17 protein-coding genes are annotated in these 23,905 nt (G+C 65.1%); 7 read left to right on the top strand and 10 right to left on the bottom strand.

The features are described from left to right. Window positions 1-90 precede the first annotated feature (90 nt). From ACRQ5Q_RS29780 to ACRQ5Q_RS29760, 5 genes are all read right to left on the bottom strand, one after another. Complete coding sequence (locus tag ACRQ5Q_RS29780) at window positions 91-858, bottom strand: anti-sigma factor family protein (RefSeq protein WP_439393512.1); 768 nt, start codon at window positions 856-858, stop codon at window positions 91-93. Continuing rightward, the gene (locus tag ACRQ5Q_RS29775; protein WP_211410311.1) at window positions 855-1,403 is read right to left on the bottom strand and encodes a sigma-70 family RNA polymerase sigma factor; all 549 of its coding nucleotides are present in this window, start codon (window positions 1,401-1,403) and stop codon (window positions 855-857) included. The genes ACRQ5Q_RS29780 and ACRQ5Q_RS29775 overlap by 4 nt, the downstream gene beginning before the upstream one ends. A 109-nt stretch (window positions 1,404-1,512) precedes the next feature. Next, window positions 1,513-1,848 carry a cupredoxin domain-containing protein gene (locus ACRQ5Q_RS29770; protein WP_439374254.1) on the bottom strand — a complete coding sequence of 112 codons (336 nt, stop codon included), beginning with the start codon at window positions 1,846-1,848 and terminating at the stop codon, window positions 1,513-1,515. A 19-nt stretch (window positions 1,849-1,867) separates the two neighbouring features. Beyond that, window positions 1,868-2,812 (bottom strand): metallophosphoesterase family protein, encoded by a 945-nt coding sequence (locus ACRQ5Q_RS29765; protein ID WP_439393510.1) that lies wholly within the window; start codon window positions 2,810-2,812, stop codon window positions 1,868-1,870. A gap of 182 nt (window positions 2,813-2,994) precedes the next feature. Beyond that, window positions 2,995-4,614, bottom strand: a complete 1,620-nt coding sequence (locus ACRQ5Q_RS29760) for a GMC family oxidoreductase (RefSeq protein WP_439393508.1) — start codon at window positions 4,612-4,614, stop codon at window positions 2,995-2,997. 169 nt (window positions 4,615-4,783) lie between these two features. Here ACRQ5Q_RS29760 and ACRQ5Q_RS29755 point away from each other — a divergent pair, with 169 nt between their 5' ends. After that, window positions 4,784-5,956 carry a M20 aminoacylase family protein gene (locus ACRQ5Q_RS29755; protein WP_439374257.1) on the top strand — a complete coding sequence of 391 codons (1,173 nt, stop codon included), beginning with the start codon at window positions 4,784-4,786 and terminating at the stop codon, window positions 5,954-5,956. A 148-nt stretch (window positions 5,957-6,104) separates the two neighbouring features. Here ACRQ5Q_RS29755 and ACRQ5Q_RS29750 read toward each other — a convergent pair whose 3' ends face one another. From ACRQ5Q_RS29750 to ACRQ5Q_RS29740, 3 genes are all read right to left on the bottom strand, one after another. Beyond that, window positions 6,105-7,733 carry an inorganic phosphate transporter gene (locus tag ACRQ5Q_RS29750; RefSeq protein ID WP_439393506.1) on the bottom strand — a complete coding sequence of 543 codons (1,629 nt, stop codon included), beginning with the start codon at window positions 7,731-7,733 and terminating at the stop codon, window positions 6,105-6,107. Window positions 7,734-7,831: 98 nt separating this feature from the next. Then, window positions 7,832-9,274, bottom strand: coding sequence for a UdgX family uracil-DNA binding protein (locus tag ACRQ5Q_RS29745; protein ID WP_439393504.1), 1,443 nt, complete (start codon window positions 9,272-9,274; stop codon window positions 7,832-7,834). Then, entirely contained in the window at window positions 9,274-10,509 is a 1,236-nt protein-coding gene (locus ACRQ5Q_RS29740) for a putative DNA modification/repair radical SAM protein (protein ID WP_439393502.1), read from the bottom strand. The genes ACRQ5Q_RS29745 and ACRQ5Q_RS29740 overlap by 1 nt, the downstream gene beginning before the upstream one ends. A gap of 161 nt (window positions 10,510-10,670) precedes the next feature. Between ACRQ5Q_RS29740 and ACRQ5Q_RS29735 the strand changes: the two genes are divergently transcribed. Genes ACRQ5Q_RS29735 through ACRQ5Q_RS29725 form a run of 3 tightly spaced genes read left to right on the top strand, consistent with a single transcriptional unit; the run spans window position 10,671 to window position 16,424 of the window. Further along, window positions 10,671-11,477 (top strand): ImuA family protein, encoded by an 807-nt coding sequence (locus ACRQ5Q_RS29735; RefSeq protein WP_439374261.1) that lies wholly within the window; start codon window positions 10,671-10,673, stop codon window positions 11,475-11,477. After that, window positions 11,374-12,969 carry a Y-family DNA polymerase gene (locus tag ACRQ5Q_RS29730; RefSeq protein ID WP_439393500.1) on the top strand — a complete coding sequence of 532 codons (1,596 nt, stop codon included), beginning with the start codon at window positions 11,374-11,376 and terminating at the stop codon, window positions 12,967-12,969. The genes ACRQ5Q_RS29735 and ACRQ5Q_RS29730 overlap by 104 nt, the downstream gene beginning before the upstream one ends. Next, complete coding sequence (locus ACRQ5Q_RS29725) at window positions 12,966-16,424, top strand: error-prone DNA polymerase (RefSeq protein ID WP_439393498.1); 3,459 nt, start codon at window positions 12,966-12,968, stop codon at window positions 16,422-16,424. Before ACRQ5Q_RS29730 ends, ACRQ5Q_RS29725 begins: the two co-directional genes overlap by 4 nt. 255 nt (window positions 16,425-16,679) lie before the next feature. Here the strand turns inward: ACRQ5Q_RS29725 and ACRQ5Q_RS29720 are convergent, their stop codons facing one another. Continuing rightward, on the bottom strand, window positions 16,680-17,450 hold the full coding sequence (locus ACRQ5Q_RS29720; protein WP_439393497.1) for an SDR family NAD(P)-dependent oxidoreductase: 771 nt from the start codon (window positions 17,448-17,450) through the stop codon (window positions 16,680-16,682). A gap of 169 nt (window positions 17,451-17,619) precedes the next feature. Further along, window positions 17,620-17,907, bottom strand: coding sequence for a hypothetical protein (locus tag ACRQ5Q_RS29715; RefSeq protein ID WP_100230195.1), 288 nt, complete (start codon window positions 17,905-17,907; stop codon window positions 17,620-17,622). Between the two features lie 56 nt (window positions 17,908-17,963). On the opposite strand from ACRQ5Q_RS29715, the gene ACRQ5Q_RS29710 reads away from it, so the two are divergent. The 3 genes from ACRQ5Q_RS29710 to ACRQ5Q_RS29700 all read left to right on the top strand — a co-directional run bounded on the left by ACRQ5Q_RS29710 (window position 17,964) and on the right by ACRQ5Q_RS29700 (window position 23,899). Further along, window positions 17,964-19,364 (top strand): CoA transferase, encoded by a 1,401-nt coding sequence (locus ACRQ5Q_RS29710; protein WP_439393495.1) that lies wholly within the window; start codon window positions 17,964-17,966, stop codon window positions 19,362-19,364. 145 nt (window positions 19,365-19,509) lie between these two features. Beyond that, window positions 19,510-20,754 (top strand): efflux RND transporter periplasmic adaptor subunit, encoded by a 1,245-nt coding sequence (locus ACRQ5Q_RS29705; RefSeq protein WP_439393494.1) that lies wholly within the window; start codon window positions 19,510-19,512, stop codon window positions 20,752-20,754. 28 nt (window positions 20,755-20,782) lie between these two features. Beyond that, window positions 20,783-23,899 (top strand): efflux RND transporter permease subunit, encoded by a 3,117-nt coding sequence (locus ACRQ5Q_RS29700; protein WP_439393492.1) that lies wholly within the window; start codon window positions 20,783-20,785, stop codon window positions 23,897-23,899. The last annotated feature ends 6 nt before the right edge of the window (window positions 23,900-23,905 follow it).

Here is a 23,905-nt window from a genome sequence, read left to right as displayed (position 1 = left end):
CATTGCGAGCGAAGCGAAGCAATCCAGTATCCCGCTCGCGGAGACGGTCTGGATTGCTTCGCTTGGCTCGCAATGACGACGTGTTCAAGGCTACCCCTCCACATTCGCCTTCATCGCCGCCTCGAACTTGTCGACGAATTCGGCGAGCTCGTCGGCGCCGAGATCGCTGACGGCCCAGAAGTTCAGGCCGCGGCCGCCCCAGCGGCGGCAGTTGAAGCCCTGCATGGTCTGGGTCTTCGGCGCCCGGTGCTCCGTGCTGGCGGTTTGCGACACGAACAGGTTGATCACGTGTTGCCGGCGCCGGTAGACCACGGCGCCGATGGCGCGGGCGTCGATATAGTCGAGCCGGCCCCCGACCAGCGTAAACCCTTGCGCGGTGAGGTCGATCACCGGCGGGGCGACGTCGAGCTTGCCGTTGAACCAGGGCTTGACGGTGTGCTGGTCGGTCGAGACCACGTCGGTGAGGTGGCCGGCCTGGAGCGAGCGCAGATGCGCGGAGACGACCTCCGACAGGATACGCTGCTGGTCGTCCTGGCGCAGCACCACGGCGACGACGGCGGAGGCGGCGAGCGCGGAGACGGCCGAGCCCATCGCAAAGCCGCGCAGCACGGAGCGGCGGCTCGGTTGCTGGCGCTGCGGCTGCGGCAGCGACGCTTCGATGCGGGTACGCAGGCTCGCCGGCGCGGTGTAGCGCAGATCGGTGGCCGCGAGCACGCGCTGCATGTCGCGCTGCGCGGCGAGCTCGGCAGCACAGGCCGGGCAGCCCGCGATATGCGCTTCGACCTCGCGCGCATGGCTGGCGTCGAGCTCGCTGTCGAGCAGCGCGTGAAGCAGGATCCTTGCTTCGTCGCAGGTCATTTCGCTTGCTCCTCTTCCGCCGTCCAGGCCGCGCGCAGCATGGCGCGGGCGCGGGCGAGGCGGGACATCACGGTGCCGACGGGAACGCCGACGGCCTCGGCGATCTCGCGATAGGACAGATTGTTGATCTCACGCAGCACGAATGTTTCCTTGAACGGCTCGGCGAGTGCGTCGATCAGCTTGCGGATCGCGCCGGCATCGCGGCTGCGCAGCACTTCGGTCTCGGGGCTCGCCTCGGTCTCCTGCCAGAGCGGCGTCTGTTCGTCGGCGCCGGGCGTGTCCTCGATCGCGCTGGGCCGGTGCGCGCGCCGTGCATATTCGGCGTTGCAGACGTTGCGCAGGATGGCGAACAGCCAGGGCTTCATCGCCGGGCCGCGATAGCTGTCGAAATGCTTCAGCGCGCGCAGATAGCACTCCTGCACCGCATCCTCGGCGTCGGACGCATCGCGCAGCAGGTAGCGTGCGAGCGTGTAGACGTCGTCGAGATAGGGCAGCGCCGCCTCGCGGAAGCGCTGTGCCTTCTGCACATCGTCGGTGGCGGGCATCGCTCCTCGCTTTGCCTCTGCTTCTTCTCTTGCCGTGACCCCAGGCACACGAGCCCGGCCGGCGTGGGACCACCGGCCGGGCAAGACGTTGATGCCTTGGTTGAAGACGTTACTCAACCTTGATCATCCCCGTCATGTGCGGGTGCAGCGAACAAAAATATTTGTAGTCGCCGGCGTTGGTGAAGGTGAAGGAGAACTTGTCGTCGGTGTCCAGGGTCTTGGACCTGAACTTGCCGGCGGACACGATGGTGTGCGGGATGTCGTCCCGGTTGGTCCAGGTCACCGTGGTCCCGACCTTGATCTTGAGCTCGGCCGGCTGGAACACGAAATTGTCGATATGCACCTCCGTGTCGTCGGCACGGGCTTTTGTCGCGGGCAGCAGGATGGCCGCGACCAGAGCGAGACCGAGGTCGACACCGAAGTCGCGGCGATTGAGAGTCTTCATTGTCAGCTTCCGTTCAGCGTTAACCCTGCAGCGGCGTGTCGATGATCGCGAGCCGCTGCTCGTTCTGCTTGAAGTTGATGCTGGCTACCCCCAGCATGGAGCGCAGCCTTGCGTCCTCGACCTTCATCGGGCCGGGTGAGGGGGCAGCTCCCGGCGCCGGCTGCGGGAAGGCGGTCGAGCGCGCAGTGTGGAACGTGACGTTGCCTTCGACCTTCTGCATGACCTGGTGGATGTGGCCATTCAGTACGGTGACCGAGCCAAAACCCTTGACGTATTCGAGCGCGCGGCCGCCGTCCTCGGTGCCCCAGCCCCATTCGGGATAGACGGTCCAGAGCGGGATGTGGGCGAACAGCACGATCGGCGTCGATTTCGACTTGCCGCGCAGATCGTCCTCGAGCCAGGCGAGTTGTTCGGCGCCGAGATTGCCGAGACCGCCGGCCTTGAGGTCGACGACGTTGACGAGGCCGACGAAGTGCACGCCGCCGGCGTCGAACGAATACCAGCCGTGCCCCTTGGTGCCGCGGCCGTAACGCTCGCGATAGAGTTTCACCTCCTCGTCGATGAAGTCATGCTCGCCGGGGACGTAGTGCACGTCGAGCTTGGTCTGCGAGATGATGCGCTCGGCATTGTCGAACTCGGCGGCCTTCGACAGATGCGTGATGTCGCCGGTGTGGATCATGAACGCTGGCTTGGCCGGCATCGCGTTGATCTTGTTCACGGCCTCCTCCAGCGTGCCGAGCGCGTTCGGATTGGCCGGCTTGTCGAAGCCGACATGGCTGTCGCTGATCTGGAGGAAGCTCATGCCGGGCGCGGCCGGGGTCGCGGCCTCGGCGGAATCGATGATGCCGAGCGAGCGCGGCACGCCGCCCGTGACGGTCCAGAGCACCCCGGTGCCGGCCCAGGTCATGCATTCCAGCACCTTGCGGCGGCTGACGCCGTCATCCCCGTGATCTTGTCCGCTCATCGCGCCTCTCCAGGTCGCCCGGAATTGGGCTTCGGGGAGGTGATTGCGGAAGCGGGGGAGTTATTCCCGAATGCGATGACGATTTCGTGAGCGAGTTGTAACCCGGAGGGAGCGAAGCGTAATCGGGTCAGTGTTGTGGCGACGACCCGGAATGCGCTTCGCTCCATCCGGGCGGCGTAGGATTACTTCGCATCCTCGAGGATCATCGTTGCGCCTTTCTCGGCAATCATCGCTGTCGGTGTGTTGGTGTTGCCCGAGGTGATGGTCGGCATGATCGAGGCATCGACGATGCGCAAATTGCCAAGGCCGTAGAAGCGCAGGCGTTCATCGACCACGGCCATCGGGTCGTTCGCGGTACCCATCTTGGCTGTGCCGACGGGATGGAAGATCGTCGTACCGATATCGCCGGCGGCCTTCGCGAGCGAGGCGTCGTCGTCGCCGACGGAGGGGCCGGGCAGATATTCGCTGGGGCGATATTTTGCCAGCGCCTTCTGCTGCATCAGGCGCCGCGTGGTGCGGATGGCGTCGGCGGCGACCTGGCGGTCGTCGTCGGTCGACAGGTAGTTTGGCGCGATGATCGGCTTCTCGTCAGGCGTTGCCGCGCGCAGCCGCACGGTGCCGCGGGAGGTCGGCTGCAGATTGCAGGCGCTGACCGTGATGGCGGGGAAGCGGTGCAGGGGATCGCCGAACTTGTCGAGCGACAGCGGCTGCACGTGGAACTGGATGTTGGCACGGGCGCGCGTCGCATCGGAGCGCGTGAAGATGCCGAGTTGTGACGGTGCCATCGTCAGGGGCCCGCGGCGGCGGAAGGCGTAGTCCAGCCCCATCAGTCCGCGGCGGAACAGATTGTAATAGGTCTCGTTCAAAGTGCGTACGCGCTCGACCTTGTAGATCGCCCGCTGCTGCAGATGATCCTGCAGGTTGCGGCCGACGCCGGGCTTGTCCATGACGATGTCGATGCCCAATGGCGATAGCCAGTCGGCAGGGCCGATGCCGGAGCGGTGCAGCACCTGCACCGAGCCGATGGAGCCTGCCGAGAGAACCACCTCGCGCTTCGCACGCGCCTCGATGATCTCGCCGTTCTGGATGAAGCGCACGCCGACGGCGCGGCCCTGCTCGATGATCAGGCGGTCGACCAGCACGTGCTTCTCGAGCCGCAGGTTCGGGCGCTTCAGCGCGGGCTTGAGGAAGCCGCGCGCCGAGGACCAGCGCCGTCCGCGCTTCTGGTTGACGTGGAAATAGCTGATGCCTTCGTTGTCGCCGGTGTTGAAGTCCGGGATGCGCTTGATGCCCATCTCCTCGGCGGCGTCCCCGACGGCGTCGAGAACGGCCCATGACAGCCGCGGTGCCTCGATGCGCCAGCCGCCGCCGACACCGTGATGCTCGCTCGCGCCGAGGAAGTGGTCTTCGAGCCGCTTGAACAGCGGCAGCACGTCGTCATAGCCCCAGCCGGTCATGCCGAGCTGACGCCAGTGATCGTAGTCGGCGGCCTGGCCGCGCATCGAGATCATTGCGTTGATTGCCGAGCAGCCGCCGATTACCTTGCCGCGGGGATAGGCCAGCGCGCGGCCGTTCAGGCCCGGCTCGGCCTCGGTCTTGAACATCCAGTCCGAGCGCGGATTGCCGATCGCGAAGAGATAGCCGACCGGAATGTGGAACCAGATCCAGTTGTCGTCGCCGCCGGCTTCGAGAACGAGCACCCGGTTGCGCGAGTCTGCCGACAGCCGGTTGGCGATGATGCAGCCGGCCGTGCCGGCTCCGACGACAATGTAGTCGAATTCATCCTCGAGCCGTCTCGGCATTCTGTTTCCACCCGTCGCTTAACTTTCCGTCCTAATAGGCAGACCTGCCGGACCGGACAAGCCCGGCCATGTCCGTTCGTCAGGGCCAGACCCCGTTCCCAGGGAGTTGGGTGGACTGACGGTTGCATGGTAGACAGTCCTGTATTCCCAACAAAGCTTGAGACCCGCCATGCCCATCGTGAACCGTGTCGCCGACCTCCAACCCGATATTCAGGCCTGGCGCCGGGACATCCATGAGCATCCGGAGCTGCTTTACGACGTCCACCGCACCGCAGCATTCGTGGCGGACCGGCTGCGCGAGTTCGGCTGCGACGAGGTCGTGACCGGCCTCGGCCAGACCGGCGTGGTCGGCGTGATCAAGGGCAGCAAGCCCGCCGGCGAGGGTCTCAAGGTGATCGGATTGCGTGCCGACATGGATGCGCTGCCGGTCGAGGAGCAGACCAACCTGCCTTACGCCTCCAAGAATCCGGGCAAGATGCACGCCTGCGGTCATGACGGCCACACCGCGATGCTGCTCGGGGCGGCCCGCTATCTCGCCGAGACCCGCAACTTCGCAGGCGACGCGATCGTGATCTTCCAGCCGGCCGAGGAGGGCGGTGCCGGCGGCGCAGCCATGGTCAAGGACGGCCTGATGGAGCGCTTCGGCATCGAGCAGGTCTACGGCATGCACAACGGCCCGGGCATCCCGATCGGCTCGTTCGCGATCCGGCAGGGACCGATCATGGCGGCGACCGACGAGGTCGATATCATGATCGAGGGCGTCGGCGGCCATGCCGCGCGTCCGCACAAATGCATCGATTCCGTGCTGGTCGGCGCGCAGGTGATCACGGCGCTGCAGTCGATCGTCGCGCGCAGCGTCGATCCGCTGGAATCGGCCGTGATCTCGATCTGCGAATTCCACGCCGGCAACGCCCGCAACGTCATTCCGCAGACCGCGACCTTGCGCGGCACCATCCGCACGCTGTCGCCGGAGGTGCGCAAGCTGGTCGAGAAGCGCGTGCACGAGGTGGTGGCGGGCGTGGCGCAGATCACCGGCGCCAAGATCGATCTGCACTACAAGCGCAACTATCCCGTCGTGAACAACCACGCCGCGGAGACCGAGGTGGCGCGGCGTATCGCCAGGCAGGTCGCGGGCGAAGCCAATGTGCACGAGATGCCGCCGCTGATGGGCGGCGAGGATTTCGCCTACATGCTGGAAGCGCGCCCCGGCGCCTTCATCTTCTGCGGCAACGGCGACAGCGCCGGCCTGCATCACCCCGCCTACAATTTCAACGACGAGGCGATCGTCTACGGCACGTCCTATTGGGTGAAGCTGGTCGAGGAATCGCTCGCGGCGTCGTAGCTTTTCGTCACCTTGCCCCGCTTGCGGGAGAGGTCGGCGCGAAGCGCCGGGTGAGGGGACTCTCCGCGAGTCCATCTGTCACCATTTTCGCGCATGGAGCCCCTCACCCTAACCCTCTCCCCGTAAGAACGGGGAGAGAGAGAGGCTCTCAGAACATCCGCGAGAAGATCACGTAGAGCGTGGCCGACAGCATGATCGCGCAGGGCAGCGTCAGCACCCAGGCCATCAGCAGATTGCGGATGGTGGACCACTGCAGCCCCGAACCGTTCGCGGCCATGGTGCCGGCTACGCCGGACGACAGCACATGCGTGGTCGATACCGGCAGGCCGAACACGTCGGCGGCGCCGATGGTGGCGGCGGCCACGAGCTCGGCGGAGGCGCCCTGCGCGTAGGTGAGATGGCTCTTGCCGATCTTCTCACCGACGGTGATGACGATGCGCTTCCAGCCGATCATGGTGCCGAGGCCGAGCGCGATGGCGACGGCGATCTTTACCCAGTTCGGGATGAACTTCGTGGCAGCATCGAGCGAGCCCTTGTAGGCGTTGAGGGTCGCGATCTCCTCCTTGTTGAGATCGTTCTCCTTGTCCTTCATCAGGAAGCGGATTGCCTCCGACGTCAGGTACATGTCGTTGCGGGTGTTGCCGACGGCTTCCGCGGGCACCTTGTTCAGCGTGCCGTATTTGGCAACCTGGTCGCCGACATCCTTCACCAGCACGGCGAGCGCGGGATAGGTGCCTTCGCTGATGTGGTGCGAGGTGATGTACTGCGTCACTGCCGGGCGGGGATCGCCGATGATGCTGTGGCCGGCACCCTTGGCCGAGATCACCCTGGCGGCTGCCTCCGAAGTCTTCTGGAACTGGGTGACCTGGGATTCCGGCAGCGCGCGGTTGAGCGCGTAGGCGGTCGGCACGGTGCCGATCAGGATCAGCATGATCAGGCCCATGCCCTTCTGACCATCGTTGGAGCCGTGCGCGAAGCTGACGCCGGTGCAAGTGAGGATCAAGAGGCCGCGGATCCAGAGCGGCGGAGCCTTGTTGCCTTCGGGCGCGGCATAGAGGGCCGGGTTGCGCACGGCGAACTTGAGCACGAGCAGCAGCACGGCGGCGCAGAGGAAGCCGACCAGCGGCGACAGCAGCAGCGCGTAGCCGATCTCGGTGGCCTTGCTCCAGTCCACGCCCGAGGTGCCGTCGCGGCCGCGCATGACGGCATTGGCGATGCCGACGCCGATGATCGAGCCGATCAACGTGTGCGAGGAGGAGGCGGGCAGGCCGAAGAACCAGGTGCCGAGATTCCACAGGATCGCCGCGATCAGCAGCGCGAACACCATGGCGAAGCCGGCGCTGGAGCCGACCTGCAGGATCAGCTCGACCGGCAGCAGCGAGACGATGCCGAAGGCGACGGCGCCCGAGGAGAGCAGCACGCCGAGGAAGTTGAAGAAGCCGGACCACATCACGGCGACTTCAGCCGGCAGCGAATGGGTGTAGATCACGGTCGCCACCGCATTGGCGGTGTCGTGGAAGCCATTGACGAACTCGAAGCCGAGCGCGATCAGCAGCGCGACGAACAAGAGGATGTAGGGCAGGAAGGTCGTCACGCGCGTGCCGGTCGCGTTGACGTCGACATAGATGCTGTAGGCGACGAACAGCAGGCCCGCGGCGAGGATGCCGAAGAACAGGATCATGGTCAGCGGGTTGAAGCCCTTGTCGAGATTGGGCCGGGAGGCCGGCTGGATCGGCGCGGGATCGGCTACCGCGCGGTCAAATGCTACATCGGTCATGTCAGGACGCCCCTTAACTTTCAAGTAAGGGTATTGTCCGCGACGGATACGAAGGCTGGATGACAAGCGCTGGTTGAAAAGCGCTTTCCCGCCGGTATTCAGGCGGCGCGCGCGGATTTCCTCTGCAGGCCGGCGGCGATCTTCAGGTCTTCGACAAAGCGCTGATATTCCAGCACCTTGGCCTCGGGATCGGGCAACCGCAGCAGATAGGACGGGTGCACCGTCACCAGCGCCTTGCGGCCGTCGGGAAGGTCGATCAACCGGCCGCGGTTCTTGCCGATGGGCGTGATCTTCCCGAACACGCTCTGCGCGGCGGTTGCGCCCATCGCCACGATGAGATCGGGCTGGATTGCCGAAACTTCCCGCTCATACCATTGCCGGCACGCCCGGATCTCCGGCGTATTCGGCTTCTGGTGCAGGCGGATCTTTCCGCGCGGCACGAATTTGAAGTGCTTCACGGCGTTGGTGACATAGACCTTCTTGCGGTCGACTCCGGCCTCCTCCAGCGCGCGGTCGAGCATCTGGCCGGCCGGACCGACGAAGGGATGGCCGGCGAGGTCTTCCTTGTCGCCGGGCTGCTCGCCCACCAGCATGATGTTGGCGTTTCTCGGGCCTTCGCCGAACACGGTCTGGGTCGCGTCCTTGTAGAGATGGCAGGCGCGGCAATGGGCGGCTTCCTCGCGGAGAGCTTCGAGATCGTCGGCTGAGGTCTTGCGTTTCATCGGAGCCTCCGGCCGCTTCTGAGGCTTGTGCGGGTCGGTTGCGGCATTGGCGAGCATGGCGCCGGTCATGCGCTCGGCGTCCTCGATCAAAGGCTTAATGATCGAAGCCTCAGGCAGGTTCCTCCAGTATTTCTTCGGCATCTCGGCCTGCATCGCCTTCACCTTGAGCCGGGCCGGATTGAAGATGCTGGCGTAATAGCGCCGCCAGGTTTCCTCCAGCCGGTCTTCGCCGGGTGCCTCGCTCTTGCTGACGCCTGACGTGAACGAGAGCGCATGGCCGTCCCAATGCGCGCACAGATCCGGTGTCAGGATCGACCAGGGCATGTCGGCAAAGCGCTTGGCGAAGAACGGGGCTGCGAGCTCGACGATGTGATGTTCCGGCTCGAACCAGGCGACGTAATGCGCCGCGCGTTCCCGGCCGATCTCGCGGAAGCGCACGAAGGCATGCATCTTGTGCTCGTCGCGATGGACGGCTCTTGCCATCGCCGTGACCTGGGCGACGTCACGATCGGTCGCGACCTCGATGAGGTCGTGGTTGTCCTTCAGCCGGAACAGCAGGCGATAGAGGATGGCAAAGCGTTGGGGATCGCGGTGCAGGATCGCTGCCTTGGCGAGCTCGACGAATTTTGCCGATACGTTGAAGCTGCCCTCGTTCACCTCGAGGATCGGAGACGGCCCCGGCGGTGCAAACAACTCCGCTTCGCCGCCTTTCACCGTCCAGGTGACATCGCTGGGCTGCACCTGGTGAAGCACGAGGCTACGCGCGGCTTTGCGCCAGCCGTCGAAATCCGTTTCGGTGTCGAAAGTGATGTATTGCATCAGAAGCCAAATCCCAGTTGCGTTGCTTTCGGCTTGAACCGTTCGATCAGCCCGGCAGCGTCGAGCCGATGCGGTGAGGGATGGTGATCGCTGAGGACGATGAACGGCAGCGCCTTGTTGCGGGGCACGTGCAGCCGCGCGAGATCGGCGAGGCGGATCGTGGTGGTGCGCCGCGTTGCGATGATGCGTTCGACCGCCTTGGTGCCGAAGCCGGGCACGCGCAGCAACTCCTCGCGGCTGGCGCGGTTGACGTCGAGCGGGAAGCGGTCGCGGTGGCGCAGCGCCCAGGCGAGCTTGGGATCGATGTCGAGCGGCAGCATCGCGCTGTCGTCGACGATCTCGCCGACCTCAAAACCGTAGAACCGCATCAGCCAGTCGGCCTGGTAGAGCCGGTGTTCGCGCAGCAGCGGTGGCTGGACCAGAGGCAAGGCACGGCTCGCGTCGGGGATCGGGCTGAAGGCGGAGTAGTAAACGCGCCGCAGTTTGTATGAGCCGTAGAGATTGGCGCTGGTGTGGAGAATGGTGTGATCGGAGGCGCGATCGGCGCCGACGATCATCTGCGTGCTTTGGCCTGCCGGCGCGAAGCGCTGCGGTTTTGCTTTCGTCTTCGCGCTGCGATTTTCCTCGGCTTCGTCGAGTTTCAGCCGCAGCCGGCCCATGGTGCGGCGGATCGCACGGACGTCCTTCTCGGGCGCGAATTGCTTAAGGCTCGTTTCCTGCGGCATCTCGATGTTGATCGAGAGACGATCGGCATATTTGCCGGCTTCCGCGATCAGGGCGTCGTCGGCCTCGGGAATGGTCTTGAGGTGGATATAGCCGCGGAAGTGATGCTCCTCGCGCAGCTTGCGCGCGACGCTCACGACCTGCTCCATGGTGTAATCAGGGCTGCGGATGATGCCGGAGGAGAGGAACAGGCCCTCGATGTAATTGCGCCGGTAGAAGTCGAGCGTCAGCTTGACCAACTCCTCGATGGTGAAGCGGGCGCGCGGCACATTGGAGGAGGCGCGGTTGACGCAATAGAGGCAATCGTAATTGCAGGCGTTGGTCAGCAGCACCTTGAGCAGCGAGATGCAGCGTCCGTCCGGCGCGTAGGAATGGCAGATGCCCATGCCCGGCGCGGTCGAGCCCATGCCCTTGCCGTCGCTGGAATCCCGCTTCTCGGTGCCGCTGGAGGCGCAGGACGCGTCGTACTTGGCGGCATCCGCCAGAATCTCAAGCTTGCGTTGTACGTCCATCCCGGAATCCCTTTGATTCAGCTCATGAATCCCTGGCGCGCCAATTCGATTTGACTCTTCGGCCGCCGTTAGCTTTATATTAGAACATATCATGAACAAATGAGCCAGCCGTTGGTTCTTCTTTTGAAGACGACGGCACCAATTCCTGAGGAGCGGCGAGCATGAGCGGCGCACGAACAAGCGCGCTTGCGATCTTGCGCAGCCAGATCGAGCGCATCGAGACGGCGGAAGTCGTGCATCAGCACGAGCGTGTCGCGCTCGGCCACGGCGAAATCGATCGCGCGCTGAAGGGCGGGCTCGCGCGTGCGGCGATCCACGAGGTGTTTTGCGAGGGGCGCCAGGGCGCGGCCGCGACGGGTTTTGTCATGGGACTTGCGGGGCGTGTCTCAGCGCGCCGGCCGCTGCTGTGGGTGCGGCAGGATTTTTCGGAAATCGAAACAGGCGCGCTGTCGATGAGCGGGCTTGCCGAGCTCGGCCTCGACCCGCGCCGCGTGGTGATGGTGCGCGCCGCCGATGTCGAGAGCGCGCTGCGCACTTCGGCCGATGCGCTCGCTTGCGATGCGCTCGGTGCCGTCGTCCTAGAGCTCTGGGGCGAGATCAGGCAGTTCGATCTCGTGGCGAGCCGCAAGCTGACGCTGGCCGCACAAGGCTCTGGCGTCACCGGCCTCCTGCTGCGGATGGCGGCGCAGCCGTTGCCTTCGACTGCGGAGACACGATGGATGCTGCGCGCGGCGCATTCGCCGCCGGGCTCAGCTTCAATGCCTGCGGTGCCTTGGAGCGCCTGGGGCGCGCCGCGCTTCGATGCCGCGCTCTTGCGCAATCGTCATGGCCCCTGCGGCCGGTGGATCATGGAATGGAATTGTGATGAGTGCCAGTTCAGTGAACCGTCGACGTATTCTCAGCCTGTGGCTGCCGCGCCTGCCCATCGACCGGATCCAGCGGTTCCTTGGCAGCGCCGGACTGCATAAGGCCGATCATGAGCCGAGCATTGTCGTCATCAAGGACAACAACGCGCTGGTGATCCATGCGCTGGACGATGCGGCGTCGCGTTTGGGCCTGCACATCGGCCAGCCGCTCGCGAATGCACGAGCGATGTGCCCGGACCTGAGAGTGTTCGACGCCGATGTCGTGGCCGATGCCAAGACGCTCAGCGACATCGCCGACTGGTGCGACCGCTTCACGCCGCTGGTGGCGCTCGATCCGCCGCATGGCCTGTTCCTGGATATCACCGGTTGTGCGCACCTGTTCGGCGGCGAGGCTGCGCTGTTGCAGACGCTGGTCCGGGCGCTCGGTCGACAGGGTTTTGCCGTCAGCGCGGCGATTGCCGGTACCTCGATTTGCGCGCGTACGCTGACACGGCAGGCATCTGGCACCATCGTGGCCGATGGCGAGGAGGCGGCGGCGATCGACCGGTTTCCGGTCTCCACGCTCGGTGCGGGCGAGGCCATCACCACCGGCCTGCGCCGTGCCGGCCTGAAGACGATCGGCGATGTCGCCTCGCGCAGCGCCCCCGAGATCACGGCGCGGTTCGGTGCGCGGTTCTCGACCCTGCTTGCGCACGCGCTGGGGCAGGGCGATGCGCCGATCAATCCGCGCAAGCCGCTGCCCGACTACATCGTCGAGAAGCGCTTTGCCGAGCCGATCGCGACCGACACGATGATTGCGATGACGCTGTCGCGGCTGGCCGACACTTTGATTGCCTCCATGGAGAAGCAGGGCAAGGGCGCGCGGCGGCTGGAGGCCGCCTTCTTCCGCACCGACGGCGTGGTGCGCGCGATCATGGTCGAGACCGGGCGTCCTGTGACGCGCAGCGCGGTGGTCGACCGCCTGTTCCGGGAGCATCTCGATGCGCTCGCCGATCCCTTGGATCCCGGCTTCGGCTTCGACATGGTGCGGCTGTCGGCGAGCCGCACCGAGATCGTGGTGCAGGAGCAGCGCGACCTCGACGCCCATGTCCACGACAATGACGAGCTCGCCGCTTTGATCGACCGCATCGCCGCGCGCATTGGAGGCAAGCGCGTCGTCGTGCACCTGCCTGAGGATACCCATATCCCCGAAAACGCGGTGCTGGCCGCGCCCGCGCAGCATCATCTCGCCGCCGCCATGCAGGCCGAATGGCCTGTTCGCACCGAGAGCGAGCCGCCGCTACGCCCCTTGCGGCTGTTCGACAAGCCGGAGCCGATCAAGGTGCCGTTCGCGACCGTGCCCGATGGCCCGCCACACCAATTCACCTGGCGTCGCGCGCTGCACGCGGTGGTGCGGGTGGAAGGGCCCGAGCGCATCGCCATGGAATGGTGGCGGCAGGACGGCAAGCAGCTGACGCGGGACTATTTCCGCATCGAGGATGCCGAGGGCCTGCGCTTCTGGATCTTCCGTGATGGTCTCTACGAAGGAGAGGTGTTCGACGGCGACGGCAAGCCCGCGTCTCCCGGCTGGTATGTGCACGGTCTCTTCGCATGAATACATCAGCCTATGCCGAGATCGGCATCACCACCAACTTCTCCTTCCTGCGCGGCGGCTCCGATCCGCGCGCTTATGTGCATCAAGCGAGCCTCCTCGGCATTCCCGCGATCGGCATCGCCGATCACAACACGCTCGCCGGCGTGGTGCGGGCCTACAAGGAGCTCGACAATGACAAGGTGCTGCACAAGCCGAAACTGCTGATCGGCGCCCGCATCGTCTTCATCGACGGCACGCCGGACATTCTGGTCTATCCGCGCGATCGCGCGGCCTATGGCCGGCTGTGTCAGCTTCTCACCCGGGGCAAGCGCGGCGACGACATCACGCGGATCGAGAAGGGCGAGTGTCGTCTCACCTTCGCCGATCTCCTGGAGTTTTCTGAAGGTCAACTCCTGATCCTGACGCTGCCGCATCGCTTCGAGCCAGTACAGGCCCTGGATGTCCTTGCCCAGCTCAAAGGCAGCCGCGCCGAGGGCGTGTGGCTGGCGGCCAGCCTGATCTATCGCGGCGACGACCGGCGGCGCCTGGCGCGGCTCGACGATCTCGCCGCAAAGGCGAAGGTGCCGCTACTCGCAACCAACGAGGTGCTCTATCACGATCCCGGCCGCCGTCCGCTTCAGGACGTGCTCACCTGCATCCGGGAGAAGACTACGATCGAGGCGGTCGGGCGGAAGCTCGAGGCCAATGCCGAACGCTTTTTGAAGACGCCCCGCGAGATGGCGCGGCTGTTCCGCGATTTCCCCGAGGCGATCGCGGAGACCATGCGCTTTGCGAACAGGATCGACTTTTCGCTCGACCAGCTCAAATACCAGTACCCGGACGAGCCGGTTCCGCCGGGCAAGACCGCGCAGGGGCATCTGGAGGACCTGACCTGGGCGGGCGTCGATAAATATTTTGGCGGTATCGAAAACATCGACGACAAGCTGCGCGCCACTCTCAAGAAAGAGCTCGCGCTGATCGCCGAGCTGAAATACGCGCATTATTTCCTCACCGTGCACGACATCGTCCACTACGCCCGCAGCCAGAACATCCTGTGCCAGGGGCGGGGATCGGCGGCGAATTCGGCCGTGTGCTACGTGCTCGGCATCACCTCGGTCGACCCGACCAAGGTCGACCTCTTGTTCGAGCGCTTCATCTCCAAGGAGCGGCTGGAGCCGCCCGACATCGACGTCGATTTCGAACATTCGCGGCGCGAGGAGGTGATGCAATATGTCTATCGCCGCTACGGCCGCCACCGTGCCGCGATCATCGCCACCGTCATCCACTACCGCCCGCGCAGTGCCATCCGCGACGTTGGCAAGGCGCTAGGCCTGACCGAGGACGTCACTGCTGCGCTCGCCGATACCGTCTGGGGCAGCTGGGGCAAGGGCCTCAACGACATGCAGGTGCGGCAGGCCGGGCTCGATCCGCAAAATCCCATGATCAACCTCGCGGTCGAGCTTGCGACCGAGTTGATCGAGTTCCCGCGCCATCTCTCCCAGCATGTCGGCGGGTATGTGCTGACGCAGGACCGGCTCGACACTTATGTGCCGATCGGCAACGCCGCGATGGACGACCGCACCTTCATCGAATGGGACAAGGACGACGTCGACGCACTCAGCATGATGAAGGTCGACGTGCTCGCACTGGGCATGCTGACCTGCATCCGCAAGTGCTTTGATCTGATCGATCAGCACAAGGGCAAGCGCTGGGTTCTGGCGACTGTCCCGCAGGATGATCCCAAAGTTTACGACATGCTGTGCGCCGGGGAGTCGCTTGGCGTATTCCAGGTCGAGAGCCGTGCCCAGATGAATATGCTGCCGCGCCTCAAGCCGCGGACCTTCTACGATCTCGTCATCGAAGTCGCGATCGTGCGGCCGGGTCCGATCCAGGGCGATATGGTGCATCCTTACTTGCGGCGGCGAAACGGGCTCGAGAAGGTGAGCTATCCCTCGCCCTCGCCGGAGCACGGTCCCGCGGACGAGCTCTACAAGGTGCTGCACAAGACGAAGGGCGTTCCCCTGTTCCAGGAACAGGCGATGCGCATCGCGATCGAAGCGGCAAAATTCACCTCCGAGGAAGCCAACGGCCTGCGCCGCTCGATGGCGACCTTCCGCAATGTCGGCACCATCGGCCAATACGAGGAGAAACTGATCGGCAACATGGTCGCGCGCGGCTACGACCCCAGCTTCGCCAAAAGCTGCTTTGACCAGATCAAGGGCTTTGGTTCCTACGGCTTTCCGGAGAGCCATGCCGCGAGCTTCGCGCAACTGGTCTACATTTCCTCATGGCTGAAGCATTACCATCCCGACGCCTTCTGCTGCGGCCTGCTGAACTCGCAGCCGATGGGCTTTTATGCCCCGGCGCAGATCGTCGGCGATGCCCGCAAGAACGGTGTCGAGGTCCGTGACATCGACGTGTCCTTCAGCTTTGCGCAGAACACGCTGGAGAACACTGACGGAAAATATTGCGCCGTGCGTCTCGGCTTCCGCCAGATCGACGGCTTCCATTGGCTGGATGAAGATGAGGAGAGGCTGAAACGCTTCCAGCTGTCATTCGGGGGCGCGCAAAGCGCGAACCCGGAATCTATCGAGCCGCATACGCCTGGAGAAATGTATTCCGGGCTCCTCGCTGACCCGACGCGCCGGAATGACAAGAAAGAAGACTGGGCCGACCGCATCATCGCGGCCCGCAACCGCCGCCCCTTCACCTCGCTGGAGGATTTCGCCCGCGACACCGGCCTGCCCAAGCGCGCGCTGATCCTGCTGGCCGATGCCGACGCGTTCCGCTCGCTCGGGCTCGACCGCCGCGAGGCGCTGTGGCAGGTGCGGCGGTTGCCCGACGACGTGCCACTGCCGCTGTTCGAGGCGGCGACCGCGCGCGAGCAGCCGGACGAAGGCGCAAAGCCGCTGCCGGCGATGCCGCGCTCGGAGCAGGTGGTCGCGGATTACCAGACCATCCGGCTGTCGCTGAAGGGGCATCCGATGGAATTCCTGCGCGAGATGTTTACGCGTGAGCGTGTCGTCGCCTGCAAGGAGATCAGCCACGAGAACGAGCGGCGGCGCGTCCGCTGCGCCGGCGTGGTCCTGGTGCGGCAGCGGCCGGGCAGCGCCAGCGGTGTCGTGTTCATGACGCTGGAGGACGAAACCGGCATCGCCAATGTCGTCGTCTGGCCCAAGATCATGGAGCAGTACCGCAAAGAAGTGATGGGCGCGCGTCTCATCGAGGTTCAGGGCTACATCCAGAGCAGCCCCGAAAAGGTGACGCATCTCATCGCCCAGCGCCTGATCGACCGCTCGCACGATCTGGTCGGCCTCGCCAACGATGCGCTAAGCGGCAAGCATCCGGTGCCGGCAGGCGCAACCGTGGTCGAGCCGCTCAACGAAGACCCCCGCGCGCTTGCGGACATGCCCGCGCAAAAAATCCGCCACCCACGCAACGTCCGCATCCTGCCGCCGTCGCGGGATTTTCGTTGAGCGTCGTAAGGCGGGCTGCCCACCACGCCGTCATTGCGAGCGCAGCGAAGCAATCCAGAGTCTTTCCGCGGAGGCAGTCTGGATTGCTTCGCTGCGTACGCAATGACGAGTTTGCCGAACGATCGCGCGCCACACTCTCCGTCGTCATACCCCGCGAAAGCGGGTATCCAGTACGCCGCGGCTTCTCGACTCAATCACAGCCGCCTCTGGAATACGGGATCGCCCGGTCAAAGCCGGGCGATGTCAGCACACCGCCTAAAAATTCACCCGGTTCGAGATCGCGCCATCCACCACGAGATTGGATCCCGTGGTGAACCCCGACACCGGGCTCGCCAGAAACACCGCGGCGCTCGCGATTTCCTGCGGCGTCGCCATGCGGCCGGTCGGATTGCGCTTCATCGCGTCCTGGTAACGCTCGGGCATGTTCTGCTCGATCATCTCCCAGACGCCGCCCTTGAAATAGACGGTGCCGGGCGAGACCACGTTGACCCGGATCTTCTTCTTCGCGTATTGCCGCGCCAGTCCCTTGGCCATGTGGATCAGCGCGGCCTTGATCGGGCCGTAGGAGCTGGCCGTGTCCGCCTGCGCCGCGGAGACCGACGAGATGATCACGAAGGCCGCATCGCCGCTGCTGGCGCCGCTGGCTTCGAGGAACGGCTGCGCGGCGTCGAAGGCGTGCACGGCACCGAGCACGTCGAGCCGGAAGTTCTGCTCCCAGGACGCCGGATCGCCTCCTTGTGCCATTGCGCCGGCGTTGGAGAACAGCATGTCGATGCCGCCGAGCTCTTTTGCAGCACCCTCGATCCAGCTTTTCAGTGCCGCGCCGTCGGTCACATCGACCGGGCTGCCGGTGGCGCGGATTCCGCTCGCCTTCAACTCCGCGACGGTTGCCGCGACCTGGTCCGCGTTGCGCGCGCAGACCGCGACATTGCTGCCTTCACCTGCCAGCGTCGCCGCAATCGCCCGCCCGATGCCGCGCGTGCCGCCAAGCACGACGGCGTTCTTGCCATTGAGACCGAGATCCATTGTTGGCTCCTTTTTGTTGGTCGCAGGGACTGTAGCTGTTTCGACAGACGCCCAGAAGCCTCCACGTCGTCATTGCGAGGAGCTCTTGCCACGAAGCAATCCAGACTGACGCCGCGGAACGATTCTGGATTGCTGCGCGCGCAATGACGTCGAGAGAGGTCGGGCCGCCTCACTCCGGCGCAGCCCCCACCGGCGGGCCGCCGGGCGGGCGGTGGAGGAAGGTCAGCGATGCATAGGCGCCGACCCAGGAGCCGATCGCGGCGAAGGCGACATAGAAGGCGTTTTCGGTATAGCTGATCACGGCGTAGGAGGAGAGCAGGTACCAGATCGCGCTCCACGTCGCCGCCGGGACGCGCTTGCGCGCGACCACGGCGGAGGTGAACATCACATAGACCGCGTCGGTGGCCGCCGTTGCGACGAACACGGCGCCCGCGGTGAGGGGATCGATGGCGGCCATTGCATTTCCTTATGTGCTAATGAGATGGTCGTGAAAATTAAGGGAGCGAAGCGGCCATGCAAAGCCCCGCCGATATTCTCAAGGACATCTGGACCACCGCGGGCGGCGAGGCGGCCGCGCTCGATCGCGTGCGGCTGACCGGCACAGAGCCGCAGATCCCGTCCTCGTTTCGCGTCGCTGTCGCCGGCCAGGCCACGATCGCCGCCGTTGGTCTCGCCGCCGCGGAGATCTGGCGGCTGCGCAGCGGGCAGATGCAGGACGTCACCGTCGACATGCGCCACGCCGTGGCCGAATGCCGCTCCGAGCGCTATTTGCGCCTCGACGACAAGCCGCCGCCACCGGCCTGGGACGCGATCGCCGGCGTCTACAGGACGGGCGATGGCCGCTTCGTCCGCTGCCACACCAATTTCCCGCATCACCGCGACGCCGTCTGCAAGGTGCTCGGTTGCGAAGCGGAGCGCGAGAAGGTGCAGGCTGCGTTGATGCAGTGGAAGGGCGAGGATTTTGAAACCGCGGCCTATGCTGCGGGCGGCGTCGTTGCCTTGATGCGCTCGTACGACGAATGGTCGGCGCTACCGCAGGCGCGTGCGCTCGCCGAATTGCCGCTGCTCTCGATCGAGAAGGTCGGTGAGGCCCCGCCGAAACCATGGCCCAAAGGCGATCGTCCGCTTGCCGGCATTCGCGTGCTCGATCTCTCCCGCGTCATCGCAGGCCCTGTCGCGGGCCGCACGCTCGCCGCTCATGGTGCCGATGTGCTCTTGGTATCCGGGCCCGAGCTGCCCGCCATTCCCTGGCTCACCATCGACACCGGCCGCGGCAAGCTCACCACCTTCATCGAGCTGAAGAGCGAAGCGGGCAGGGCGCAATTGCGCGCGCTGCTCAAGGACGCCGACATCTTCTCGCAGGGCTATCGCCCGCGCGCGCTCGCCGCCCTCGGCTTTGCGCCTGAAGAGGTTGCCACGATCAGTCCCGGCATCGTCTATGTCACGCTGTCGGCCTATGGCCATGCCGGCCCCTGGGCCGAGCGGCGCGGCTTCGACTCGCTGGTGCAGACCACGACCGGCTTCAACCATGCCGAGGGAGAGGCAGCGGGCATCGAGGCTCCCAAGGAATTGCCGGCACAGATGCTCGATCACGCTACTGGCTATCTGATGGCGTTCGGCGCGATGATGGCCAGGGCGCGCCAGACGCGCGAAGGCGGCAGCTGGCACGTCCGCGTGTCGCTGGCGCAGACCGGCCGCTGGCTGTGGAATCTCGGCCGGCTCGACGGCGGACTGAACACCCCGGATATTACGGGGGAGGCCGTACATGCGGCGTTCATCGAGAGCATGCCATCTGGCTTCGGTACGTTGAAGGCGGTGCAGCATTCGGCCCTGCTGTCGAAGACGCCGGCGCAATGGAGCCGTCCGGCGATGCCACTCGGCAGTCATCCGGCACGGTGGCCGGTTCGAACCTGACGTGGGGCTGACGCGTCGCAAAATTTTAACGCAAACGGAAAGGAGCGAAGCGTTTTTTAGGTTGTTTGAAATCCCAATTCGGCACTATTAGCGCGACCGATAAGGCAGGCGTCTGCCGAGACCGTCGCAGATACGACCGGGCCCCATGGTACTCGAAAATACCAAGCGATTGCAGGTGCTTACAAAACAGCGGGTGATCACATCCGTAGTTTTACTAGCTCTTGCCGGCGGCGGGGCCTACGGCTTTCTCCATGTAGGCGCCAAGGAGAAGAGCCACTCCGAGATTTCCAGCCAGTCGCGCAGGAATGCGCAGACTTTCACGCCGACGCCGTCCGAATGGGCGACGCTGACGATCGAGCCGGTCAAGGCCAAGACCTTCCGGGCCGAATATGTCACCGAGGGCAAGGTCGCGGTCGACGAGGATCGCTCGACGCCGGTGTTCTCGCCTTATGCGGGCAGGGTCACCAAGCTGCTCGCAAAGCCCGGCGAGACCCTGACGCAAGGTCAACCGCTGTTCACAATCGAGGCCGCCGACACCGTGCAGGCCCAGAACGATTTCATCGCCGCGATGACCGCGCAGAACAAGGCGAAGTCGGCGATCGATCTCGCCGACATCCAGTTCAAGCGCGCGAAGGATCTCTATGAGGGCCACGCCATTCCGCTGAAGGACTATCAGCAAGCGGAGGCGAACCAGGTCCAGGCGCAGAACGACATGCGCTCCTCGGTGACGGCGCTGGAGGCCGCACGCAGCAAGCTGCGCATCCTCGGCTTCACCGACGAGGCCATCAAGGCGTTCCAGGACAAGGGCACGATCAACCGGGAGATCACGATCTACTCGCCGATCTCAGGCACGGTCGTGCAGCGCAAGATCGGCCCGGGTCAGTACGTCAATTCCGGCGCCAGCGATCCGGTGTTCGTGATCGGCGATCTCTCGACGGTCTGGCTCACCGCCTTCGTGCGCGAGAGCGATGCGGCCGCGGTGTGCATCGGCCAGGACATCAGCGTCAACGTGATGGCGCTGCCGGGCCGCCCGCTCACCGCCAAGATCAACTACGTGGCCGCGGCGATCGATCCGACCACCCGTCGCCTTCTGGTCCGCGCCACCATCGACAACAAGGACGGCCTGCTCAAGCCGGAGATGTTCGCAAACGTCACGATCTATTCGGCCGGTGACCGTGCCGCGCCGGCGGTGCCCAAGCAGGCCCTGATCTACGAAGCCGACAAGGTCCGTCTCTGGGTCGCGCGCGAGGACAAGTCGGTCGAGCTGCGCGAGATCAAGATCGGCCTCATCAACGGCAACCTCGTCGAAGTCACCAGCAACCTGAAACCCGGCGAGCAGATCGTCGTCAAGGGCAGCCTGTTCATCGACCGCGCGGCGTCCGGCAGCTGATCGACGACTCAAGAAACTGAAGACCTGAATGGATCGCCTCGTCGCCCTTGCCGTCAACCGGCGCTTCCTGATGGTCGGCATGTTCGTGGCCGTGCTGATCGGCGGCCTGATCGCGTTCAACCAGCTCAACATCGAGGCTTATCCCGACCCGACCCCGCCGATGGTCGACATCGTGACGCAGAGCCCGGGCCTGTCGGCCGAGGAAATCGAGCGCTACATCACGATCCCGATCGAGACCCAGGTTGCGGGCCTGAAGAACCTCACCACCATCCGCACCATCTCGCTCTACGGCCTCTCCGACATCAAGCTGCAGTTCTCCTTCGCCTACACCTATGACGAGGCGCTGCAGCAGGTCCTGAACCGCCTGGCGCAGCTTGCGCCGCTGCCGGGCAACGTGCAGCCGCAGATCTCGCCGCTCAGCCCGATCGGCGAAATCTTCCGCTACCGCCTGGTCGGCCCGCCGAACTACAGCGTGCTCGATCTCAAGACCATCCAGGACTGGATCCTGCAGCGCCGCTTCCGCGCCGTGCCCGGCGTGATCGACGTCACCGGATGGGGCGGCAAGAGCAAGACCTACGAGCTTCAGGTCGATTTCAACAAGCTGGTCGCCAACGGCCTGACGCTGCCGCAACTGCTCCAGGCGGTCGGCAATTCCAACGTCAATGTCGGCGGCAACACCGTCAATATCGGCCAGCAATCCGCGGTGGTGCGCGGCGTCGGCCTGATCCGCTCGATCGACGATCTCGCCAACACCATGGTCTCGCAGACCAACGGCAACCCGGTGCTGGTCAAGGACGTCGCCACGGTCACCGTGGGGCAACGGCCCCGTCTCGGCATCGCCGGCATCGACGATTCCGACGACATCGTGCAGGGCATCGTGCTGATGCGCCGCGGCGAGCAGAGCTCGCCGACCATCAAGCGCGTGCACCAGCTCGTTCAGACCATCAACAACTCCAGCATCCTGCCGCCCGGCGTACGCATCGAGCGCATCTACGACCGCGGCGACCTGATCGAGCTCACCACTCACACCGTGCTGCACAACATGGTGGTCGGCATCCTGCTGATCGTGCTGTTGCAATGGATCTTCCTCGGCGACCTCCGCAGCGCGCTGATCGTCGGCGCCACGATTCCGTTCGCGCTGTTCTTCGCGGTGATCATCCTGGTGCTGCGCGGGGAATCGGCGAACCTGTTGTCTGTCGGCGCGATCGATTTCGGCCTGATCGTCGACGCCACGGTCATCATGGTCGAGGCGATCTTCCGCCGCCTGACGCAGACGACGCCGGTGTCGGAACACGAGCATATGTCGAACGAGACGCTGTTCGGCATGAAGAGCCACGCCATCCTCAGCGCCGCCGCCGACGTCTCGCGCTCGATCTTCTTTGCCGCCGCGATCATCATCGCGGCCTTCCTGCCGCTGTTCACGCTCTCCGGCGTCGAGGGCAACATCTTCGGGCCGATGGCGCGCACCTATGCCTACGCGCTGGCCGGCGGCCTCCTTGCCACCTTCACCGTCACCCCGGCGCTCTCCGCCATCATCCTGCCCGCGCATGTCGAGGAGACCGAGACCCGCGTGATGCTGATCCTGCAGCGGCTCTACATGCCGGTGCTGAACTGGGCCGTGGCCAACCGCAGCATCGTGCTCGGCGGCGCGGTCGGCCTCGTGGTGATGACGGTGGCGCTGGGCCGGCTGCTCGGCCTCGAATTCCTGCCCAAGCTGGAAGAGGGCAATCTCTGGATCCGCGCCACGCTGCCGCCGACCATCTCGCTCCAGGAAGGCAACAGCTACGTCAACGAGATGCGCAAGGTGATCCGGGCCCGGCCCGAGGTCGAATCCGTGGTGTCGCAGCACGGCCGTCCGGACGACGGCACCGACGCCGCCGGCTTCTTCAATGCCGAATTCTTCGCTCCGCTCAAGCCCGTCAGCCAATGGCCCGGCACGCGCGACAAGGAGGAGCTGACCGCGGAACTGCTCAAGCAGCTCGACGACCGCTTCCCCGGCGTCGAGTTCAACTTCTCGCAATATCTGCAGGACAACGTCTCCGAAGCCGTCTCCGGTGTGAAGGGCGAGAACTCGATCAAGCTGTTCGGCAGCGACCTGCAGGCGCTCACCGACACCGCCAACAAGATCAAGCAGGTGCTGTCGACCGTGCAGGGCGTCACCGACCTTGCGGTGTTCACCTCGCTCGGCCAGCCGACCGTCCAGATCGACATCGACCGCGCCAAGGCGGCGCGCTACGGACTCGCTCCCGGCGACATCAACGCCACCATCAAGGTCGCGATCGGCGGTGACACCGCCGGCGATCTCTACGAGCCCGGAAGCGACCGCCACTTCCCGATCATCGTTCGCCTTGCGCCGGAATTCCGCAGGAGCGCCGAGGCGATCCAGAATCTGCGCATCGGCGCGCCCGGGCCGAACGGGACCGTCACGCAGATCCCGCTCAGCGAGGTCGCCACCATCAGCCTCGTCTCGGGCGCGGCCTACATCTATCGCGAGCAGCAGGAACGCTATCTGCCGATCAAGTTCTCGGTGCGCGAGCGCGACCTCGGCAGCGCGATCCGCGAGGCGCAGCAGAAGATCGCCGACCAGGTGCAGCTGCCGCCGGGCTCGCACATGGAATGGGTCGGCGAGTTCGGCAATCTCCAGGACGCGATCCGGCGGCTGTCCATCGTGGTGCCGATCTCGCTGGCGCTGATCGGTGTGCTGCTCTGGTTCAATTTCGGCTCGATGACCGACACGCTGCTCGCGATGAGCGTGATCCCGATGGCGATCTTCGGCGGCGTGCTGGGGCTATTGATCTCCGGCACTGCGTTCAGCGTGTCCGCGGCGATCGGCTTCATCGCGCTGTTCGGCATCGCCGTGATGGACGGCATCATCATCCTGTCGCAGTTCAACCAGCTGATCGAAGAGGGCATGGACCGCATGAGCGCGGTGATCCGCACCGGCGAGCTGCAGCTCCGGCCCGTGCTGATGACCTGCGTCGTCGCGGGCGTTGGCCTGTTGCCGGCAGCGCTGTCCGAAGGCATCGGCTCGCAGGTGCAGAAGCCGCTCGCGGTCGTCGTCGTCACCGGCATGATGCTGGCGCCGGTCGTGATCCTGGTGACGCTGCCAGTGCTGATCTCCTTCTTCTCCCGCCGCGCGCGCTAACGCCCG

Origin of the sequence: Bradyrhizobium sp. PMVTL-01 (assembly GCF_051861855.1) — a bacterium.
Taxonomy (GTDB): Bacteria; Pseudomonadota; Alphaproteobacteria; order Rhizobiales; family Xanthobacteraceae; genus Bradyrhizobium.
This window is presented reverse-complemented; position numbering and strand designations above follow the sequence as displayed.

What these genes read in the sequence shown, in the direction of transcription:
- ACRQ5Q_RS29760 (WP_439393508.1), bottom strand. Translation starts at nt 4,614, where the DNA reads ATGCCGAGACGGCTCGAGGATGAATTCGACTACATTGTCGTCGGAGCC.
- ACRQ5Q_RS29710 (WP_439393495.1), top strand. Translation starts at nt 17,964, where the DNA reads ATGCAAAGCCCCGCCGATATTCTCAAGGACATCTGGACCACCGCGGGC.
- ACRQ5Q_RS29730 (WP_439393500.1), top strand. Translation starts at nt 11,374, where the DNA reads ATGAGTGCCAGTTCAGTGAACCGTCGACGTATTCTCAGCCTGTGGCTG.
- ACRQ5Q_RS29765 (WP_439393510.1), bottom strand. Translation starts at nt 2,812, where the DNA reads ATGAGCGGACAAGATCACGGGGATGACGGCGTCAGCCGCCGCAAGGTG.
- ACRQ5Q_RS29780 (WP_439393512.1), bottom strand. Translation starts at nt 858, where the DNA reads ATGACCTGCGACGAAGCAAGGATCCTGCTTCACGCGCTGCTCGACAGC.
- ACRQ5Q_RS29705 (WP_439393494.1), top strand. Translation starts at nt 19,510, where the DNA reads ATGGTACTCGAAAATACCAAGCGATTGCAGGTGCTTACAAAACAGCGG.
- ACRQ5Q_RS29755 (WP_439374257.1), top strand. Translation starts at nt 4,784, where the DNA reads ATGCCCATCGTGAACCGTGTCGCCGACCTCCAACCCGATATTCAGGCC.
- ACRQ5Q_RS29745 (WP_439393504.1), bottom strand. Translation starts at nt 9,274, where the DNA reads ATGCAATACATCACTTTCGACACCGAAACGGATTTCGACGGCTGGCGC.
- ACRQ5Q_RS29735 (WP_439374261.1), top strand. Translation starts at nt 10,671, where the DNA reads ATGAGCGGCGCACGAACAAGCGCGCTTGCGATCTTGCGCAGCCAGATC.
- ACRQ5Q_RS29700 (WP_439393492.1), top strand. Translation starts at nt 20,783, where the DNA reads ATGGATCGCCTCGTCGCCCTTGCCGTCAACCGGCGCTTCCTGATGGTC.
- ACRQ5Q_RS29770 (WP_439374254.1), bottom strand. Translation starts at nt 1,848, where the DNA reads ATGAAGACTCTCAATCGCCGCGACTTCGGTGTCGACCTCGGTCTCGCT.
- ACRQ5Q_RS29715 (WP_100230195.1), bottom strand. Translation starts at nt 17,907, where the DNA reads ATGGCCGCCATCGATCCCCTCACCGCGGGCGCCGTGTTCGTCGCAACG.
- ACRQ5Q_RS29775 (WP_211410311.1), bottom strand. Translation starts at nt 1,403, where the DNA reads ATGCCCGCCACCGACGATGTGCAGAAGGCACAGCGCTTCCGCGAGGCG.
- ACRQ5Q_RS29725 (WP_439393498.1), top strand. Translation starts at nt 12,966, where the DNA reads ATGAATACATCAGCCTATGCCGAGATCGGCATCACCACCAACTTCTCC.
- ACRQ5Q_RS29750 (WP_439393506.1), bottom strand. Translation starts at nt 7,733, where the DNA reads ATGACCGATGTAGCATTTGACCGCGCGGTAGCCGATCCCGCGCCGATC.
- ACRQ5Q_RS29740 (WP_439393502.1), bottom strand. Translation starts at nt 10,509, where the DNA reads ATGGACGTACAACGCAAGCTTGAGATTCTGGCGGATGCCGCCAAGTAC.
- ACRQ5Q_RS29720 (WP_439393497.1), bottom strand. Translation starts at nt 17,450, where the DNA reads ATGGATCTCGGTCTCAATGGCAAGAACGCCGTCGTGCTTGGCGGCACG.